Genomic DNA, 17,581 nt, shown 5'->3' with positions numbered 1-17,581 from the left:
ATATGTGAAATTGCGGCGAAAACTTGGAAAACACCCCTAGAGAGAACCAGACAGCCTGGCAATAATTTTTTTTGTAAGTCCCCCGCTTCTTCCGGTAGTTTCGGACTCAATGCGGGTATATCGAAATCATGGAACTTGTCCAAAGGCGGGCGCGTTCTGAGTCTAGAGAGGTCGAACGATGAGCATGCTTTGGAACACGGGCGGTCCGGCCCGTCAATTGACTGAAAAGGACGTCAAAATCTGTTCTCTTTGCGGCGCGCTGAACCATATGAAGAACAGCGACTGCTTCACCTGCGGATGGCAAGGGGTCTTCGAAAGAGACCCGGCGATGATCCACCTCGCCTGGCAAAGACTTTACGATCAGTTCGAGCGTGTGGAGCCTCGCCACATCGGTATGCACCGTCCCGCTCCGATGGGGGACTTCGGCGTAGTCTCGCCGCGCCGCCCGATGCCCGCGTTTGCGGCGCGGATCAGCAATTGGTGGCGACGGATCATGGCGGAGCGCGATGAGCGCGCCGCGCAGCGGGAAGCCAAGCTGCGCGCCCAGCACTTCCCACCGAACGAACTGGGCGTCTAAACTACGCAGGCGACGGATCTCCATATTTCGCCTTACTGCGGAGCGATGCGCAGCCACTCGACGAAGAGGAAATACATTCGGTCGATCAGCAGCGCCATGCGCGTCATGATCGTCGAACCGAAGATCGCTCCGAACGCGAACATCAGTACGAATCGGCCAAAACGGGCTGTCCCCAGGACAGCCTTATTTTTTTGCTCGAACGCAAAGAAGAAGTACACGATGACCGACACCAGGATCACCATGAACAGCGCATTGTTCACGACGAAGGAGATCTGGTGCAGCAGCGCGTGATGATCGCCAATCTTGGGCGGCGGCGGAACGAGAGGCTTGAACGACTTCGTTACCTGCGGCATGAAGCGCTGGCCGAAGTCCTGAAAGACCGTTCCGGCGGTGAGGCCGAAGAAGACGCCGAACAACAGGCGGCTCATCCAGGCGAAACGCTGGGTGTAGATGCCGTAAAACATCAAACCGACGGGAATAGTGAGGACCCACGCCCACTGTCCGTCGTGCATCATCGGATCCCAGAACTGAGGACGCAAAATCTTGGTCCAGTCCTGCTCGACTTCGTAACCGAGCGCCAGCCCCAGAAAGATGTGCTCGAAGAGGCGATAGAATTTGTTCTCTTTGAACACCAAAGAGAGAATGGCGATCGTGCCCAGCGCTCCGAAGAGCACGATCGGGCTGAGAATGTGGTGCAGTGTCGGGGACATTATTCTTGCGTCCTCCGCGCATGGATCCGGCCTTGCTGATAGCCGATATTCCCCAGGATCACCAGGAAGATAATCAGCGCGTACACCAGCGACAGCGCTCCCGCGCCGCGCGTCGCGAACGCCTTCACGCCTGTCAGCCCCTCATAGTCGCCAGCCCCCTTCACCCCCGTCAGCAGGCCCGAGACCTGGTGGGAGTCGAGGTAGGGATAGGAGTCGGGCGCCATGACCGCCGTGGGCGCATAGAGCATCGGCGTATTATTGGCTCCCTGTACGAGACCGAGCCATGTTTCCAGACTGGAAACAGGCGTGATGTCGATAATCGCCTTAACATCCTTGATCGATTTGATGTCCTTCATCACGGGGAACTTGGTCACATCCCGGTCATGCATATCCTTTTTGATCGTGCCCGGAATATTCGTCACAAGGCCCTTCAGCACTTGCGGAAACACGCTGTTTGGACGGTAGCCCCAGTTGATGTAATCCACTCCATACTGATAGTGATACTTGAGAGAGACTTTGTCCGCGATCTGCTGCGTCAGCTCGTTGTTCTGCGCGTCAAAGGAGATGATCGCGAAATGGATATGGCGCATCATCAAGTGCGTCAGGATCGCCTGGGTCTGCCATTTGTTCTCGCCGCGCGTTCCAGAGGACCACATGCCCGAAACGATGACGATCTTGTCCGGATCGGTCTTAGCGATCGTCTCGATCGTGTTGTAGAAGTCCTTCGACTGCTGACTCGGCACGCCCGGAATGCTGATGCTGGGGACGAACAGCGGAATGACGATGCTGAGAATGAGCAGGGCGTAGATGATGCGGCGGTCGATATTTTGCAGCTTATGCCAGATGGTGTTTTCGCTCATGACAGATCAGACCTCCGTGTCGAAATAGGCGCCGCGCTCCAGGCTCAGCCACAGCCGAAGCGAAACGGCGAGGCCGCCGACCGTCAGGCCGAAAAGAATTCCCCGCTGCGCCGGAGCGTTCACGCGCGTGAGCAGCCACTCGGAGATATGCTCGATCCGGAAATTCGCCCAGGCGCTGTCTCCGTCCGGAATGTGCGATGTAATCGCGGTGCCGAAGCCCGTGGACGCCAGCATGACGATCAGCGCGGCGGTCATCATCATCGACGACTCCACGGATCTGAGCCGAAACGCCCGGTACGACGCCGACGCAATAAAGAAGGCGATCATGGAGAATGTCGCCGAGTCCAGATTGTTCAGCCCGCCGATGAACAAAAACTGGAATATCCCATGCACTGTCTGGCCGAAGGCTACCGGATGCTTGGGATAGTATTCGTTCGCGATCCCAAAGATCGTCATGGCGAAGAATGACACGATCAGCGCCAGGCTGTTGTGCCAGCCGGTCTTCATTCGACCAAGCGTCTTGAAATGCAGTTGGAGCAGCGAAATCACTCCAAGCCCTACGGCGAACACCTGAACGACGGATGAAAGGTTGGCGACGAAGTCCTGATAAGGCGTGAGGAAATTTTCACCGGCGTGCGGTCCGGAGGTTTGCGCCGGCCAGAAGAACTCGACGACATAGTATAAGCCGCCGACAAAGGTGAAAAAGGCGATGATCGTCTTGCGGTACTGCTTGGGAGCGGCGTGCAAAAGGCCCAGGAAAAGCAGGACCCCCAGGATGCCCAATACGCAGTGCGTATAGAACCCCACCGGGTTTTGATGGACGCCGATCGGAGCGAAGAAGTTTAGCATAGGTCGTGTGTACTATCAGAAGAACTTGAGAAATTTCGCGGCGAACACCGGCGCGTGCGCGCCCAATCCCGCCGTCAGCGACGCGCAGATAATCCCGATAAAAACGATGATCAGCAGGATAAGCTTTCCATAGTCCTGGCCGGCGATGCTGCCGAGCAGCGTGGCGTTGCGGGACAAATAGGCGCTCGCCGCGTAAAACTCGTCGCCGATGATGACGTAATCGCAGGCGGCGATAAAGAACGGGATTTGCGTCGTGGAGGGCGTTCCCGCCACCTGCACCGCGCCCACTTGCTGCCCGACTTCGGCGAAGATCAGCGATTCCGCGTAAAAGAGGCCAAAGAGAAACGCGGCGGCCGCGCGTTCGCGCGTCAGAATGCCCGCCACGCCCGAGGCGTAGGCGAATTGCGAGGAAGTCAGGTAGTGGATATCGTCAGGCTCCACAAGCTCGGGCCTGCCCATTTCCGCATAAGCGTCCCGAATGGTCTCATCGGCGATCCCCGTCAGCATCGGGTCCGCCGTCGGATAGATCGTGCGGTTGCCGAACTTCGCCACCGAGCGCGCGATATAGCCGAAGATCGACAGGGCTTGCAGCGTTTCCACGCCCAGCGGCGCCACGCCCGGGATCATGACGACGGGACGTCCCATTTCCGTCGCGCGGCCGACGGCTTCGTCTATGGCGTTCAAGCCGGCGATGCGGCGAATCGTGGGGACCATGCCGCGCTGCGCCATCATGATTCGCACGATGATGATCAGCGACAGCACGATCGTCAGTATGCCGGTATGCCAGTTATCGCTTGCGTGCTGCATCTTCGGCCTCCACGATTCGATCGACGAGCATTTTCAAATTCTTGGGGTCCTGCATGAGTTTCGAACACTTTTGAACGTCCGCCAAGCCGCCGGGGAAGAGCATCGCCAGAAACGGGGAAAAGTGGATCATCGCCTGCGATCCTAAGTAGCTCATCGGGCCGATGCTCTCGAAGAACAGGACCGCCGGCATGTGCAGGCGCCACTTATCCGCGGCGCCGACGATTTTGTCGAAGATGCGGTCGCGCGTCTCCGTCGAGATTTCCGCGTCCCAATCAAACGTAAAGATATTGGCGGGATTGTTCATAATGGCTCTTCGGACGCGGCAGCGCGCAGGGCGCGTACGGTGTCGATCACTTGCTCGGAATTGCCGTCAAAACGCAGCATCACGCCGCGCATGCGCTCGAACCGCGAGTTCTTGAGGCGCAGCGGACTGAGCTTGACGCCGTCGGATGCGAGATACGCATGACGGACATCCGTCCAGGGCATCTCTAAAACCATCCAGCCGCACTTGCTGCGCGCCCCCATCTTTGTGAGCGTGTAGCGCGTGGGCAGATAGTATTCCGTCAGAGATCCAAAAAGAGCAAGGGTAGGGATCAGCGCCAAGAGGGCGTTGCGGAACAGCAGTGTTCCCACGATCCAAACGGCCGCCAGACTAACGCCTGCGGCGAGGGCGGCCTTTGGGCGTCGCTTCAGCAGGTGGACGCTCCACTCCAGCGCCACGGCGTCGTTGCGAGGAGAGATATCCGGGAGCGCGGTTGTTTCAGAAGCGGCCTGAGGGGCGCCTTTGTCCATAGACGTTTATTGGCGATAGGGTAAAGTTGCCCCATTATAGCGACGGCGCCCGGGCTTTGTCAAGGAAACCATTCGAATACGCCGATTGGCGGGCAAGCGGCGGACCTGGCGTTCGCTTGTCAGGGCGATGGAAATGGGGTAATATGAGCGCATGACGCTGCTGCAAGTGCGGGACTGCACCAAGCAATTTGGTGGCCTGACCGCTGTCAACAAATTCAACCTCACCATCAGCCCCGGCGAACTCGTCGGCTTGATCGGCCCGAACGGCGCCGGCAAGACAACCGCCTTCAATCTGCTGACGGGGGTTTATGCGCCGACCTCGGGAACGATCGAGTTTCACGGGCAGTCGATCGCGGGGCGGCGGCCCTATCAGATCGCCCAATGCGGGATTTCCCGAACCTTTCAGAATATTCGCCTGTTCAAAAGCCTCACCGTGCTGGACAATGTCCGCACGGCTACGCACCTCCACTACAAACCCTCACTGCTGCAGACCGTCCTGCGCGGCGGAGGCTTCCACCAAGCCGAACTGGAAACCGAGCGCAAGGCGCGCGAACTGCTCGAGCGTTTCGGACTGAGCAAGTTCGAGAACTATCTGGCCGGCAGCCTCGCCTACGGCGAACAGCGCCGTCTGGAGATCGCCCGCGCCCTCGCCACCGATCCCAAGCTGCTGCTGCTCGACGAGCCCGCCGCCGGAATGAACCCACAGGAAAAGATCGATCTCATGGATCAGATCAACTCACTGCGCAAGGACTTCCAGGTAACGATCCTGCTGATCGAGCACGACATGAAGGTCGTCATGGGCGTCTGCGAACGGATTTTAGTGCTCGATTACGGCCAGGTCATCGCCGAGGGAACGCCGCAGGAGATCCGCTCCGACCCCAAAGTCATCGAAGCCTACCTGGGCGACGCCGGCGCGGCGCAGCAAGTCGCCTGATCATTTCAGAGTTCGTCCAAGGCTGCTTGATCGTTTTTTGATTCGCCCGCAGTATAACGATGGCGAGCCGCAGCACATGAAGAGTTCGGCGAACGGATTCGCCGGGCTCTTCTTGACGAAAATACATTCCCAACTATGCTCACACTTGAAAACGTTCACGTCTCCTATGGACCGATACGCGCGCTCCATGGCGTCTCCATGACCATCGGCGCGGGCGAAGTCGTCACCTTGATCGGCGCGAACGGCGCCGGGAAGAGCACGACTCTGCGCGCCATCTCCGGGTTGGTCCACGCAAGTAGCGGGCGCATTCTATTTGAAGACAAAGACATCACGCAGATGTCTTCGGCGGAGATCGTGCGTCTCGGCATCGGGCATTCGCCGGAAGGCCGGCGTGTGTTCGCGAATATGACGGTGCGTGAGAATTTGGAGCTCGGCGCATATTGCCGCAAGGATCGCGCCGGGATCCGGGAAGATTTCGACCGGGCGATCACGCTGTTTCCGCGCTTGAAAGAACGTATCGGGCAGAACGCCGGCACCTTGTCCGGCGGCGAACAGCAGATGCTCGCGATGGGACGCGCCTTGATGGGCCGCCCAAAGCTGCTGCTGCTCGATGAACCTTCGCTCGGCCTTGCTCCATTTCTGATCCGAGATATCTTCTCGATCATCACCGACATCAATAAACAGGGCACGACGGTTCTGCTCGTCGAGCAGAACGCCCACATGGCGCTGGGCGTCGCCCACAAGGGCTACGTCCTGGAAACCGGCCATATCATCCTTTCGGACAGCGCGCAGCAGCTGCTCGCCAACGACGACATTAAGAAAGCGTACCTCGGAGAATGAAGCAAACTTCCCTGCACGCCGCGCACAAAGCCGCCGGCGCCACGATGGTCGATTTCGCGGGCTGGGATATGCCCGTGTCCTACGCCGGCACGGTCGGCGAGATCGCCGCCGTGCGTGGCGGGACCGGCCTGTTCGATGTCTCCCACATGGGCGAAGCGCGCGTGCGCGGCGCGGGGGCGCTGGCGTTCGTGCAGCGCGTCACGGCCAATAACGCCTCCAAGCTCGCGCCCGGCGCGGCCCAGTACTCGCTGCTGCTCAATCCCGAAGGCGGGATCATCGACGATATCATTGTCTATCGCGTCGCCGACGAAGAGTTCTTGATCGTGCTGAACGCCGGCTGCAAGGATAAAGACTGGGCCTGGCTCGTGGAAAAAAGCGCCGGCGACGAGAGCGTAACGCTGACGGATGAGAGCGATCAAACGGCTTTGATCGCGGCGCAGGGCCCCACGGCGGTCGCACTGGTCGCGGGGCTGGTCGGCGAGGACGCCGCGAACCTGGAGCGCTTTCATTTCGCCGAAGCGACGCTGGATGGCGTCGCGTGCGTTCTGTCCCGAACGGGATACACGGGGGAAGACGGCTTCGAGATCTTCTGCGCCTGGGACGACGCCCCTCAGGTCTGGGAGACGCTGGTGAACGCCGGCGCGGTCCCGGCCGGCCTCGGCGCGCGCGATGTGCTGCGCCTGGAGGCGGCGTATCCGCTCTACGGCCACGAGCTCAATGACAAATGGACGCCGTGGGAATCGGGCGTCGGCTGGGCCGTGAAGACAAAGAAGGGCGATTTTGTTGGACGCGACGCGATTGTGGAGGCGAAACCGGCGAATTCGTCGAAACTGGTCGGGCTGCAGCTGACGGAGCGGGGCATCCCGCGCGAGAATTGCCCGGTGTTCGCGGCGGACGGGGAGCGCCCGCTCGGCATTGTCACGAGCGGCACGTTTTCGCCCACCGTCAAGGCCGGGATCGCCATGGCGCATCTGAACAACGAGGACGCCGAGGTGGGGACATCCGTGCTGGTGGATATCCGCGGGCGTAAGGTCGCCGCCCAAGTCGTCACTCTGCCATTTTACCGCAACGGCGTTTGAGAGTTTTTTGGGAGAAAGGGTTCACACTATGTCCATGCCACAAGAATTGAAGTATACGAAGTCACATGAATGGGTCAGCGTCGATGGCGATATCGTCACCGTCGGGATCACAGATCACGCGCAGGAAGAACTCGGAGACGTCGCCATGGTGCTGTTCCCCGAAGTTGGCCGCGTGCTCCAAGTCGAAGAGAAATTCGGAGAGATCGAGAGCATCAAGGCCGTCTCCGACCTGTACGCTCCCGTCTCCGGCACGGTCATCGCCGTCAATGACGCCCTGATGAATGCGCCCGAGCTCGTGAACGACGACGCTTATGGCGAGGGCTGGATGGTGCGGATCAGCATGACGAACCTGGGCGAGCTCGATTCGCTGCTGACCGCCGACCAATACGCGGAAATAGAATAGGACGATCGATGGCGTATATTCCCAATACCGACCAGGACCGCCAGGCCATGCTGGAAGCGATTGGCCTGAGCTCCCTGGACGACCTCTATACCCCCATCCCGGAGCCGCTGCGCTTTAAGGGGGAGCTCAATATCCCGTCCCGCTACAATCAGCTGGCGCTGGAAAAGCACTACAAAACGCTTGGCAAAAAGAACGCCAGCGCCGAAGAATACCCATGTTTTCTCGGCGCCGGCATCTACGACCACTATGTCCCGCCGACCGTCGGCGCGATCACCGGCCGCTCCGAGTTCTATACGTCGTATACGCCGTATCAGCCGGAAGTGAGTCAGGGCGTGCTGCAAAGCATCTTTGAGTTCCAGACGCTGACCTGCGAGCTGATGGGCATGGATGTGGCGAACGCCTCGATGTACGACGGCGCGACCGCGCTGGCCGAAGCCGCCATCATGGCGTGCGAGCTGGCCGGCCGCAAGCATCTGCTGGTCCCCGATACGATCAATCCTATCTACCGGGATGTCCTCGAAACGTACGTACGGCACATGAACCTGACGGTCGATACGCTCGTGACGGAAAATGGCCTGACAACCGTCGAGAGCGTCAAGGCGGCCATGACCTCCGAGACCGCCGCCGTCCTGCTCCAGCAGCCGAACTTCTTTGGCTCGATCGAAGACGCGCAGGGGATCTCGGCGGTCGCGCACGAGGGTGGGGCGCTGTTCGTCACCTGTGTCGATCCCATCTCATTAGGACTGCTGACGCCTCCCGGAGAGTACGACGCGGATATCGTCGTCGCCGAAGGGCAGTCGCTCGGATGCCCGATGGGCTACGGCGGTCCTCTGCTTGGCCTCTTCGCCTGCAAGACGAAGTATCTGCGGCGCATTCCCGGCCGCATCGTTGGCGAAACCGTGGACGGTGATGGCAAGCGCGCCTTCGTCATGACCCTGCGCACCCGCGAACAGGATATCCGGCGCGAGCGCGCCACGAGCAATATCTGCACCAACGTCGCGCTCTACGCCCTCGCCGGCGCTGTTTATCTCGCCACGATGGGCAGGCAAGGCTTGAAGCAAGTCGCCGAGCTGAGCCTCCAGAAGGCGCACTACGCCGCCACGGAGATCGCGAAGATCCCCGGCTACTCGCTCGCGTTCCCGGACGCGCCGTACTTCAAGGAGTTCGTGGTGCAGACGCCTGGCGATACGGCCAAGCTCAACGAGCATTTGATGGCGAAGGGGATCATCGGCGGCTATACGCTCGGCGGATACTACCCGAACCTGAACAACGCCCTGCTGCTGTGCGTGACCGAGCAGCGGACCAAGGACGAGATTGACGCGCTGGTTGCGGCGCTGCGTGAATTCGAAGGTAACAGTTAATGCAAGACCCATCTTTGACCCATGAGCGGCTCTTGTTCGAGATCAGCCAGCCCGGACGGCTGGGCGTGGAGCTTCCGGAGTGCGACGTCCCCGTGATGTCCCTGGAATCGCTGATCCCGTCCGCGCAGATCCGCAAGGACTTGCCGCTGCCGGAGCTATCCGAGCCTGAGGTGATCCGTCACTTCACTCATCTGTCGCAGAAGAACTACTCGGTGGACAGCGGCTTCTATCCTTTGGGCTCGTGCACCATGAAGTACAACCCGAAGGTTAACGAGGAAGCCGCGCGGCACCCCGGCTTCGCGCGCCTGCACCCGTATCTGCCCGACGCGCAGACTCAAGGCGCGCTTGAAGTTCTGTATGACATGCAGAACATCATCACCGAGATCGCAGGCATGGACGCGACCTCGCTCCAGCCGGCCGCCGGCGCGCACGGCGAGCTGCTGGGCCTGATGCTCATCAAAGCCTATCATGAAGACCACGGCCAGGGGCAGCGCGACACCATCATCGTCCCCGAAGCCGCGCACGGCACCAATCCGGCCTCGGCGGCGCGCTGCGGCTACAAAACGCTGACCGTGAAATCGGACGCGCGCGGCCGCGTCGACCTGGCGCATCTCAAGTCCGAGCTGTCGGACAAGATCGCCGGCCTGATGCTGACGAACCCGAACACGCTTGGTCTCTTTGAGGACGATATCGCGGAGATCTGCGATCTGATCCATGGCTGCGGCGGTCTGGTCTACTGCGACGGAGCCAATATGAACGCGCTGGTCGGCCGCGCGCGCCCCGGCGATATGGGCTTTGACGTCATGCACTTCAACCTGCATAAGACGTTCTCGTCCCCGCACGGCGGCGGCGGCCCCGGCTCCGGCCCGGTGGCGGTCAAGGCGATCCTGGAGCCGTATCTGCCGACCCCGCAGGTTGTGAAGACGGAGAACGGTTTCGTTCTGGAGCACAACATCCCGAAGACCGTCGGCAAGATCCACGGTTTCTACGGATCGTTCCTGTGCATCCTGCGCTCGTACCTGTTCATTCTGTATTACGGCAAGGAGCGTTTGAAAGACGTCGCCGATAACGCCGTCCTGAACGCGAACTATATCCGGACCGAACTGAAGGATCACTTCGACGTCGCGTTCGACGAGATCTGCATGCACGAGGTCATCTTCTCGGCGAAGCGCCAGCAGCGCGAGCACGGCGTCCGCGCCCTGGATGTCGCCAAGCGCCTCATGGACTTCGGCTACCATCCGCCGACGATCTACTTCCCATTGATCGTACCCGAGGCTCTGATGATCGAGCCGACGGAGACGGAGAGCCGTCAGACGCTGGATTCGTTCATCGACGCGATGAAGCAGATCGCCGAGGATATCGTCAGCGATCCCGAGATCGTCAAGTCCGCGCCGCACTTCACCCCCGTGCGCAAACTCGACGAAGCGCTGGCCGCGCGCCAGCCTTGCGTGTGCTGGTCGCCCCCGCCCGTGGCGGTATAGGCCCACCCGCGTCCTACCCACCCCCGCGCGAAGCGCGGGGGTGGGTTTGCCCTAGGCGTGGCCTCTGTAAAGGAAAAATTTAATGCAGTGGCTCTGGTGGGAGCAAGCGCAGCCCGCATCGCCCTGGGACAACATGGAGACGGACGCCGTCCTGTTCGCGGATATCCGCGACGGACGGCGTCCGCTTTCGATTGTCAGGGTCTACCGCTGGGACCGGCCGAGCGTGACGATCGGTCGATTGCAGCAGGAAGATGATGTGCGCGTCCGATATCCCGATCTCCCCATCGTTCGCCGCCCGACGGGCGGCCGCGCGGTCGTCCACGGCGACGATCTGACGCTCTCCGTGATCACCCGTGATGAATGGCTGCCCGCGCAGGAAAAGCGCTCCGTGATGTCCTCTTACCGACAGATTTTGTCCGGGGTGATCGCCGCGCTGGACAGCGCTGGTCTGGAAACGGATCTGGGGCAGGGGAACGAACGTGCGCCAAGTGCTCGTAGTATCGATTGTTTCGCCTCCACGGCGTCCTGCGACGTCGCGGAGCGCGGTACGGGCCGCAAAGTACTCGGCAGCGCGCAGCGCCGGGAGCATGGCGCAATTTTACAGCAAATGACCCTCGCGTCCGACCTGGTAATTGACCATAATGTTTTTGTACGGTCGCTGAAGGCCAGATTAATGGAGCCGCTGGGCATTGACAGTTGGGCGGACTTCGTTGACAGCGAATCCGTGCTATGCTATACTGAAGAAGAGGGTCCACAAGGACTGTTAAGGAGACACGTGGCCCATGGCGCGTAAAATTCTCACATGTGACGATGAGAAACACATCGTCCGTTTGATTCAAGTCAATCTGGAGCGTCAGGGATATGAGGTGCTCACGGCCTACAACGGCGCCGAGTGCCTGGCGATGGTCGAGACCGAGAAACCCGACCTGATCGTTCTGGACGTCATGATGCCGGAAATGACCGGATTTGAGGTCCTGGAAAAGCTCAAGACCAATCCGGAGACCGAAAAGATCCCCGTCATTATGCTGACCGCCCGCGCGCAGGACGCCGACGTTTTGCGGGGCTGGCAATCCGGTGTCGAATGTTACCTGACGAAACCGTTTAACCCCATGGAGCTGATCGCTTTCGTCAAGCGCATCTTTTCAATGGAAGACAGCCAAAACGATGAAAAACGGTACACAATCTAACAAGTTGACTCTCGTGGACAAAAACGGCGAGGAGATTCCCGTGAAGGCTTCCGTGGACGATCTCAGCGTGGAGTATATCCCCGGCGAATCCGAATCGAAGCATGATTCCTCGGTGAATAATGTCCTGAACAACAAAGTGCTGTTCGTGGTCGTCAGCGTCGCCTGCGCCACGGCCGCCGTCGCCGCCGGCAGCTACGCCGTCTGGCTTTCGCGCCGCAAAGTCGCTCAGGAAGCCCTGACGAACGTGCAGGACCTGCTGGAGACGTGCCAGGACCGCATGTCGCAGATGGAGCAGGATCTGAACAACATCACGCAGCGGCACTCGCAGTCGACCGCGTAGTTGTTTGTAAAGAATTGTAAATTTACGATTGCAAAAAGAGCCGCTGGGACATTGCTTCCCAGCGGCTCTTTTTCGTGTGCGCGAATAAGCGCGCAATCGTAGGATAGGGTATAGTCCGTAGGCGCGTAATCTAGATTTTACTGTTCCTCCCCCTGAATAAGTAAGGGGTAACAGCACGAACTGATCGAACGTATCAGGGAGACGCCCATGGAACTAGCCCCCAACTCTCCGCCGCTCACTTTTTCTATACTCATCATTGATGACAGTCTGGAGGATCGCTTCGTCCTTCAGCGCCTGTTACACCGAAGCCAGTCGCAAGTTGCGTTCGAAGTCCGTGAGGCTGAGAACGGCGCGCATGGACTTGCGCTATGCCGGGAACGTCTGCCTGACTGTATTCTGCTGGATTACCATTTGGGTGATATGGATGGTCTCGATCTGTTGGCGGCTCTGAACGAAGGACGCAATCCTTACGATGACCCGATCTGTCCCGTGGTTATTCTGACGGGTTCTGGCGCGGTCACGGAGACAGCAGTGCTCGCCTTGAAAAACGGAGCGCAAGATTATCTGGTCAAGGAGCGCCTTACCTCCGCCGGAATTACCCTGGCGATCGAGAACGCCGTGGAAAAAGTAAGCCTGCGACAAGAATTACGCAAGGCGGAAGCCAGGTTCCGCTCCTCACTGGAGAACATGCTCGACTGCTACAGCATTTATACAGCCGTGCGCGATCCAGGGAATGGGACTATTCTTGACTTTCGATGTGAGTATGTCAATGAAGCCGCATGCCGCGAAAACCAGGTCGCCAGCGATGATCTCACAGGGCGTCTGCTTGATGAAGATCTGCTGCCGACCCATCAAGCGTATGGTCGCTATGAAGACTATGTTCAAGTGGTCGAAACCGGTGAGCCTCTGGAGAAGATTGATTACATCTATGGAGATACAGTTTCAGACGGCGGAGCAACATATCTTGAGGCGGCGTTCAGTATCCGGGCATGGAAGATGGGAGATGGCTTCGCAGTCGCCTGGCGCAATATCACCGCCCAGAAGCAGGCGGAGGAATTGTTAAAAGAGGGCGAGGAACGGCTGATTCGGGATCAGAAGCGGATTGAGGCGGAGCTTGTCGTCATTGCGTTGAAGACCGCCCATATCGCCGAAGCGGTACAGCGCTCGCTATTGCTGGCTCCGGCTCCAGACGCATACCCGGGTGTCCTCGTCGAATCCTTTTACCAGTCAGCCTGGGACGACGCTCTGATCGGGGGCGACTTCTTCGATGTGTTTGCGGTGTCCGAAAACGTCGTCGCTCTGGTGGTTGGAGATGCAACGGGTAAAGGCGTCGAGGCCGCCACCTATACTGCCGAGGTCAAGTTCGCGCTGCGCGCTTACCTGCGCGAACATCATGGTGATCTGCCGATTTCACTGCGGCTATTGAATAATTTCATCATAGATAATGAACGCCTGGACGCCGCCCATACTCTCGGGTCGTACGTGGCGCTCGCCGTAGTTTTGATCGACACCCAGACGGGTGAGGCGACATGCTGCTGCGCGGGAGCCGAGTCGCCCCTGATCCTGTGGGCCGAAACGCGAGAGATCATTGAGGCAAGCGCCTATGGACCGCTCTTAGGCGCTTCCGAATCCGCGGAATACACAGCGACGCGCCATCATCTGGGAATGGGCGACTTAATTGCGCTGACCACTGATGGTATTACCGAGGCGCGCAAAGCGCAAAGCGGTGAATTCTTCGGTATCGAAGGGTTTGGGGACGCACTGCGCGAAGAAACCACCGATCCCAACCGCTCCATTGCGGATGTCGAAAGCGCCATCGTATCGCGCGCTCTCGCCTGGGCGGATGGAATGCAGCACGACGATATCTGCCTGCTCATCACGAAGCGAAGGTGATTTGAACTCTCTCGACAGAATAAGAAGGCGGCCGAGGCATCCGCCCGGCCGCCTTTTTAGCGATTGGATACTTAAGACTTCCAAAACACGTTCTGAGAATCGCTCAGCGTCTTCGCCGGCTGGCCGGGCGCAGTGCCGTAATTACTGCCGTCAGAGAGCCAGAGATTCGTTTGACCGGAGCCGCCGCTGACCTGATCGAGCGTCGCCAGGGGTTTCATGGCCTTGACATGACCATCGATAAACAGGAAATTCGCCATGCCGGTGTGACCGGCGAACAGATTACCAACATCGGGGCGATTTGGCGTCGGCTGATCCCATGCGTTGAATCCTCCTGTCACATTCGGATCGAAGTCCGTGAACATTGAGGTCGATTCGAGCAGAGCAATCAGTTGGGCTGGCGATTGAAAGCTAGCAATTGCGACAGGAGTATCAAGGAACGGTCCCGTTGCCCCGCCCAAAGGCCCCGAATAGTTCCCATTTGCGTCCTTTGGATAGCGCTTAGCTGCATTGGCGCCATAAGAAACGTAGGATTTACTGTTGGAATCGTTGGGCTGACAGCAGGTCTTATAGTTGTGTTCCGGGTTCGAGGGACATTGCGTAACGACGCCGCTCTTAACGTACGGCTGGAGAATATCCAGGTATGAAAATTCCCCGCTGGGGCCATTGTTGCGCGGAACCATGGTTTCGTCGTAATCCTGGGTGTACTGGATAAAGGCTAGGCCAAGCTGCTTCATATTGGAGGCGCAGGACGTCTGACGCGCCTTTTCGCGGGCTTTGGCAAAGACGGGGAAGAGGATGGCGGCAAGAATGGCGATAATAGCGATCACAACGAGCAATTCAATGAGTGTAAAGCCTCGGAGCTTTGAGGCGCGGACGTTTTGAGACATTACAGGTTCTCCTTATTGGTATCAGAGTATCTGAATACTAGAAACAAGATTAGCATATCAAATATGTGATGTCAATCTGAAAAATGTGCCCTTGAGTGTCATTTTGTGAGATATTCAAGCCGCCATTATTCTATGAAAAGATGTGGTTTTTCTCTCAAATACAGGAGATGTAATGGCTCCATTGTTGCTATTTGTGATCTATTCTCGAATGCGTGGAGCCACGGGTTGAAATATTTGGAGCCATTTTTAAGAGGTTTTCAGAGTAACGAACGTCATTCCTTCGTTCCGTGTTTCGAATTTTGGACCCACTGCGGTTTCGGCCCCCATATGACAGAAAAAGTCCGGTATGGAAGCCCATACCGGACTTTGCTGGATCGATCGCTGAATTGACCGGGTTACGCGTCCAGCTCGCCGTCCGGAAGGCTGGAGGGCAGGGGAGCGGGGCGCTCGGGGGCGCCGTTGATCTGGCGGGCCTGTCCGTCCTTGGCCGAGTCCAGGAAGCCGTGCATGGCGGAGAGGACCTGGAAGGCGAGGGCGCCGGAGGCGCGGTGCGGGCGTCCGCTGCGGATCGCGTAGGCGAGATCGACGACGCCGATGCCCCAGCGATCGCCTTCGCTGTTGTTGTGGGTCAGCGGGACTTCGCGGCGCTCGGACTCGCCGACGCGCTGCACGTAGATCGGGCCGCGCAGGCTGTTCGGGTCCGGAACCGTCAGCGTGCCTTCCGTGCCGAAGATCTGGATATTCGGGTAACCGGCGTGCCAGATGGCGAACGATGTGATGATCGTTCCGATCGCGCCGTTCTGGAACTGGATCGTTCCGGCGACGTGGTCGGGCGTCTCAACATCGATCTTTGTCCCGTTCTTCGGCTGGCTGGTAATCGTGCGCTCGGGTTCGGTGATCGCCGCCGCGCCCGATACGGTCTTGATGCCGCCCAGCAGAGAGATCAGAGCGGTCAGATAGTAGGGACCCATGTCCATCATCGGGCCGCCGCCGATTTTGTAATAGAATTCGGGATCCGGATGCCAGCTCTCATGTCCATGACAGAGCATGAAGGCCGTGGCGGCCACCGGGCGGCCGATCGCGCCTTCGTCGATCAGCTGGCGGCAGGTTTGCAGGCCGCCGCCCAGGAACGTGCCGGGAGCGCAGCCAACGCGAACGCCGGCGGCTTCCGCGGCGTCCAGCGCCTCACGGGCCTCGGCGATGGTGACCGTCAGCGGCTTTTCGTTGTAAACATGCTTGCCGGCCTTGATCGCGGCGAGCGTGATGGCGTAGTGCGCCTGCGGGGTCGTCAGGTTGACGACGATTTCGACGTCCGGGTCGCTGAGCAATCCGTCGACGCTCGTCGCTTTGGGCACGCCGAACTCAGCGGCGCGCGCTTCGGCGCGGGCAATGTCGATATCCGCGACCGCGACCGTGGTGACAGCCGCATAATTTTGAAAGGTCTTCAAATAAGCCGCGCTGATATTGCCGCAGCCAATGATACCGATCCGAACTGGGTTTTCCAATGACACTGTAAGCACCTCGATGTTTTACTGCTCGCTATATTCGCGCGGCGACGTCAATATTCCTACCGATTGACTTTAAATATTTCAACTAATATTCTGGAATATTAGGCGAGACGAAACCATCTTTGCGAAATCGCGTTACGCCATTATGATGAACATACTTCCCATACAATTTAGCTGGCTCTTTGCCGCGATTGCGGCGATCTTTGCTTTAGGACTGTCGCCACGGTTCGCGCGGAACTTTTATCCGTCATCGCCGAACGTACGGATCCGGATGGCCGCGCCGCTGATATTCGCGTCACTGGCGGCGGCTTGCTTCCTGGGAGCAGGCGTTCCCGCGCTGGTCCTCGTTGTTGTTGTGGGGACAGCCTTGATCCTCGCGCAGCGCTGGAAACATCGTAAGCGTTCGTAATGAGCGGCGTATTCAGGGCTATGAAAACACGAATATTTTGGTTCCGATAATATATATTATGTTAGATGCAGGTATGGGATGGGCCTGGAATCGAGTCGTTTTCGATTCTTGTTGCGACGGCGTTATTGGCGAAAAATTGCGTGCAGAATGCGCCGCCACAGCGGCATGTTGAGCCGGCGGCGCAGGCGCGCCAGTTCCCGCTCGGCGTCGGCGGCGTCTTCCGCATAGGCGCGTGACCGCTCGCGTTCGTACTCCAGAGCGGCTTGCAGGTCGGCGATATGCTGTTCCTGGGTAGCCAGCAGCGCCTCATAGCGTTCCAGGTTTGGCGAAGCCGTCGCCGAGACTTGCCGGTCATTCGCCTGTGTTGCGCCTGTGTTCTCTGCCGGCGTGGATTCGCCTCGAATGAGTTGATCCCTCAGATGGGCTTTCTCCGCGAGCTTACCAAATGTCTCAGGTGTCAGATATGTAGTCGTTCGAAGGCCCGTCAGCGTACGCCTCTGTTTTGCCACCGTTTGCTCAGAGGACAGATCTGTCTTGAGGTATCGGCGGATGGTGCGCTCGGACAGGCCCAGGCGGCTGCATGCTTCGGTGATGGTGATGAGCTGTTCGTCGTTTGTAGTCATGGGAAGACGGTTAATCAGAGCGATGAATGAGTGCAAAGAAA

21 protein-coding genes are annotated in these 17,581 nt (G+C 58.9%); 12 read left to right on the top strand and 9 right to left on the bottom strand.

The genetic code is table 11. The features are described from left to right. Positions 1 to 178 precede the first annotated feature (178 nt). The gene (locus D5261_RS22510) at positions 179 to 577 is read left to right on the top strand and encodes a hypothetical protein (RefSeq protein ID WP_125206029.1); all 399 of its coding nucleotides are present in this window, start codon (positions 179 to 181) and stop codon (positions 575 to 577) included. Between the two features lie 32 nt (positions 578 to 609). Here the strand turns inward: D5261_RS22510 and D5261_RS22505 are convergent, their stop codons facing one another. The 6 genes from D5261_RS22505 to D5261_RS22480 are packed head-to-tail and all read right to left on the bottom strand — an operon-like array spanning position 610 to position 4,595. Then, a complete protein-coding gene (locus tag D5261_RS22505) occupies positions 610 to 1,287 on the bottom strand; it encodes a hypothetical protein (protein WP_119321919.1) in 678 nt (225 codons plus the stop codon). Further along, entirely contained in the window at positions 1,287 to 2,147 is an 861-nt protein-coding gene (locus D5261_RS22500; RefSeq protein WP_119321920.1) for a hypothetical protein, read from the bottom strand. Before D5261_RS22500 ends, D5261_RS22505 begins: the two co-directional genes overlap by 1 nt. Positions 2,148 to 2,153: 6 nt before the next feature. Further along, positions 2,154 to 2,996 carry a hypothetical protein gene (locus D5261_RS22495; RefSeq protein WP_119321921.1) on the bottom strand — a complete coding sequence of 281 codons (843 nt, stop codon included), beginning with the start codon at positions 2,994 to 2,996 and terminating at the stop codon, positions 2,154 to 2,156. A 15-nt stretch (positions 2,997 to 3,011) separates the two neighbouring features. Beyond that, complete coding sequence (locus D5261_RS22490) at positions 3,012 to 3,803, bottom strand: DUF6754 domain-containing protein (protein ID WP_174721481.1); 792 nt, start codon at positions 3,801 to 3,803, stop codon at positions 3,012 to 3,014. Next, a complete protein-coding gene (locus tag D5261_RS22485) occupies positions 3,784 to 4,107 on the bottom strand; it encodes a hypothetical protein (RefSeq protein WP_119321922.1) in 324 nt (107 codons plus the stop codon). Before D5261_RS22485 ends, D5261_RS22490 begins: the two co-directional genes overlap by 20 nt. After that, positions 4,104 to 4,595: a hypothetical protein gene (locus tag D5261_RS22480; protein WP_119321923.1), complete on the bottom strand. Its 492-nt coding sequence runs from the start codon at positions 4,593 to 4,595 to the stop codon at positions 4,104 to 4,106. Before D5261_RS22480 ends, D5261_RS22485 begins: the two co-directional genes overlap by 4 nt. A gap of 151 nt (positions 4,596 to 4,746) precedes the next feature. Here D5261_RS22480 and D5261_RS22475 point away from each other — a divergent pair, with 151 nt between their 5' ends. From D5261_RS22475 to D5261_RS22430, 10 genes are all read left to right on the top strand, one after another. Then, entirely contained in the window at positions 4,747 to 5,529 is a 783-nt protein-coding gene (locus tag D5261_RS22475) for an ABC transporter ATP-binding protein (protein WP_119321924.1), read from the top strand. Positions 5,530 to 5,664: 135 nt separating this feature from the next. Continuing rightward, positions 5,665 to 6,369 carry an ABC transporter ATP-binding protein gene (locus D5261_RS22470; RefSeq protein ID WP_119321925.1) on the top strand — a complete coding sequence of 235 codons (705 nt, stop codon included), beginning with the start codon at positions 5,665 to 5,667 and terminating at the stop codon, positions 6,367 to 6,369. Further along, positions 6,366 to 7,448, top strand: coding sequence for a glycine cleavage system aminomethyltransferase GcvT (gene gcvT, locus D5261_RS22465; RefSeq protein WP_119321926.1), 1,083 nt, complete (start codon positions 6,366 to 6,368; stop codon positions 7,446 to 7,448). Before D5261_RS22470 ends, gcvT begins: the two co-directional genes overlap by 4 nt. 28 nt (positions 7,449 to 7,476) lie before the next feature. Next, positions 7,477 to 7,851: a glycine cleavage system protein GcvH gene (gcvH, locus tag D5261_RS22460; RefSeq protein ID WP_119321927.1), complete on the top strand. Its 375-nt coding sequence runs from the start codon at positions 7,477 to 7,479 to the stop codon at positions 7,849 to 7,851. 8 nt (positions 7,852 to 7,859) lie between these two features. Continuing rightward, complete coding sequence (gcvPA, locus tag D5261_RS22455) at positions 7,860 to 9,212, top strand: aminomethyl-transferring glycine dehydrogenase subunit GcvPA (protein ID WP_119321928.1); 1,353 nt, start codon at positions 7,860 to 7,862, stop codon at positions 9,210 to 9,212. Then, positions 9,212 to 10,693: an aminomethyl-transferring glycine dehydrogenase subunit GcvPB gene (gene gcvPB, locus D5261_RS22450; RefSeq protein ID WP_119321929.1), complete on the top strand. Its 1,482-nt coding sequence runs from the start codon at positions 9,212 to 9,214 to the stop codon at positions 10,691 to 10,693. The genes gcvPA and gcvPB overlap by 1 nt, the downstream gene beginning before the upstream one ends. Before the next feature lie 82 nt (positions 10,694 to 10,775). Beyond that, on the top strand, positions 10,776 to 11,486 hold the full coding sequence (locus D5261_RS22445) for a lipoate--protein ligase family protein (RefSeq protein ID WP_119321930.1): 711 nt from the start codon (positions 10,776 to 10,778) through the stop codon (positions 11,484 to 11,486). Continuing rightward, positions 11,476 to 11,880, top strand: a complete 405-nt coding sequence (locus D5261_RS22440; protein ID WP_119321931.1) for a response regulator — start codon at positions 11,476 to 11,478, stop codon at positions 11,878 to 11,880. The genes D5261_RS22445 and D5261_RS22440 overlap by 11 nt, the downstream gene beginning before the upstream one ends. Continuing rightward, positions 11,858 to 12,220 carry a hypothetical protein gene (locus D5261_RS22435; RefSeq protein WP_125206030.1) on the top strand — a complete coding sequence of 121 codons (363 nt, stop codon included), beginning with the start codon at positions 11,858 to 11,860 and terminating at the stop codon, positions 12,218 to 12,220. The genes D5261_RS22440 and D5261_RS22435 overlap by 23 nt, the downstream gene beginning before the upstream one ends. Before the next feature lie 207 nt (positions 12,221 to 12,427). Continuing rightward, entirely contained in the window at positions 12,428 to 14,113 is a 1,686-nt protein-coding gene (locus D5261_RS22430; RefSeq protein WP_119321933.1) for a SpoIIE family protein phosphatase, read from the top strand. Between the two features lie 71 nt (positions 14,114 to 14,184). Here the strand turns inward: D5261_RS22430 and D5261_RS22425 are convergent, their stop codons facing one another. Then, positions 14,185 to 15,000, bottom strand: coding sequence for a DUF1559 family PulG-like putative transporter (locus D5261_RS22425; RefSeq protein ID WP_119321934.1), 816 nt, complete (start codon positions 14,998 to 15,000; stop codon positions 14,185 to 14,187). 395 nt (positions 15,001 to 15,395) lie between these two features. Then, entirely contained in the window at positions 15,396 to 16,505 is a 1,110-nt protein-coding gene (locus tag D5261_RS22420) for a Gfo/Idh/MocA family protein (protein ID WP_119321935.1), read from the bottom strand. 148 nt (positions 16,506 to 16,653) lie between these two features. Here D5261_RS22420 and D5261_RS22415 point away from each other — a divergent pair, with 148 nt between their 5' ends. Continuing rightward, positions 16,654 to 16,917 carry a hypothetical protein gene (locus tag D5261_RS22415; protein ID WP_119321936.1) on the top strand — a complete coding sequence of 88 codons (264 nt, stop codon included), beginning with the start codon at positions 16,654 to 16,656 and terminating at the stop codon, positions 16,915 to 16,917. Positions 16,918 to 17,039: 122 nt separating this feature from the next. On the opposite strand, the gene D5261_RS22410 is transcribed toward D5261_RS22415, so the two are convergent. Next, complete coding sequence (locus tag D5261_RS22410; protein ID WP_125206031.1) at positions 17,040 to 17,540, bottom strand: helix-turn-helix transcriptional regulator; 501 nt, start codon at positions 17,538 to 17,540, stop codon at positions 17,040 to 17,042. Positions 17,541 to 17,581 lie beyond the last annotated feature (41 nt).

The organism is Capsulimonas corticalis (genome assembly GCF_003574315.2).
GTDB classification, from domain to species: Bacteria; Armatimonadota; Armatimonadia; order Armatimonadales; family Capsulimonadaceae; genus Capsulimonas; species Capsulimonas corticalis.
Note: the sequence above shows the minus strand (reverse complement) of the source record. Positions and strands in the feature narration are given on the sequence as shown.

Coding starts and splice junctions, on each gene's coding strand:
- D5261_RS22510 (WP_125206029.1), top strand. CDS start 179: ATGAGCATGCTTTGGAACACGGGCGGTCCGGCCCGTCAATTGACTGAA.
- D5261_RS22505 (WP_119321919.1), bottom strand. CDS start 1,287: ATGTCCCCGACACTGCACCACATTCTCAGCCCGATCGTGCTCTTCGGA.
- D5261_RS22500 (WP_119321920.1), bottom strand. CDS start 2,147: ATGAGCGAAAACACCATCTGGCATAAGCTGCAAAATATCGACCGCCGC.
- D5261_RS22495 (WP_119321921.1), bottom strand. CDS start 2,996: ATGCTAAACTTCTTCGCTCCGATCGGCGTCCATCAAAACCCGGTGGGG.
- D5261_RS22490 (WP_174721481.1), bottom strand. CDS start 3,803: ATGCAGCACGCAAGCGATAACTGGCATACCGGCATACTGACGATCGTG.
- D5261_RS22485 (WP_119321922.1), bottom strand. CDS start 4,107: ATGAACAATCCCGCCAATATCTTTACGTTTGATTGGGACGCGGAAATC.
- D5261_RS22480 (WP_119321923.1), bottom strand. CDS start 4,595: ATGGACAAAGGCGCCCCTCAGGCCGCTTCTGAAACAACCGCGCTCCCG.
- D5261_RS22475 (WP_119321924.1), top strand. CDS start 4,747: ATGACGCTGCTGCAAGTGCGGGACTGCACCAAGCAATTTGGTGGCCTG.
- D5261_RS22470 (WP_119321925.1), top strand. CDS start 5,665: ATGCTCACACTTGAAAACGTTCACGTCTCCTATGGACCGATACGCGCG.
- gcvT (WP_119321926.1), top strand. CDS start 6,366: ATGAAGCAAACTTCCCTGCACGCCGCGCACAAAGCCGCCGGCGCCACG.
- gcvH (WP_119321927.1), top strand. CDS start 7,477: ATGTCCATGCCACAAGAATTGAAGTATACGAAGTCACATGAATGGGTC.
- gcvPA (WP_119321928.1), top strand. CDS start 7,860: ATGGCGTATATTCCCAATACCGACCAGGACCGCCAGGCCATGCTGGAA.
- gcvPB (WP_119321929.1), top strand. CDS start 9,212: ATGCAAGACCCATCTTTGACCCATGAGCGGCTCTTGTTCGAGATCAGC.
- D5261_RS22445 (WP_119321930.1), top strand. CDS start 10,776: ATGCAGTGGCTCTGGTGGGAGCAAGCGCAGCCCGCATCGCCCTGGGAC.
- D5261_RS22440 (WP_119321931.1), top strand. CDS start 11,476: ATGGCGCGTAAAATTCTCACATGTGACGATGAGAAACACATCGTCCGT.
- D5261_RS22435 (WP_125206030.1), top strand. CDS start 11,858: ATGAAAAACGGTACACAATCTAACAAGTTGACTCTCGTGGACAAAAAC.
- D5261_RS22430 (WP_119321933.1), top strand. CDS start 12,428: ATGGAACTAGCCCCCAACTCTCCGCCGCTCACTTTTTCTATACTCATC.
- D5261_RS22425 (WP_119321934.1), bottom strand. CDS start 15,000: ATGTCTCAAAACGTCCGCGCCTCAAAGCTCCGAGGCTTTACACTCATT.
- D5261_RS22415 (WP_119321936.1), top strand. CDS start 16,654: ATGATGAACATACTTCCCATACAATTTAGCTGGCTCTTTGCCGCGATT.
- D5261_RS22410 (WP_125206031.1), bottom strand. CDS start 17,540: ATGACTACAAACGACGAACAGCTCATCACCATCACCGAAGCATGCAGC.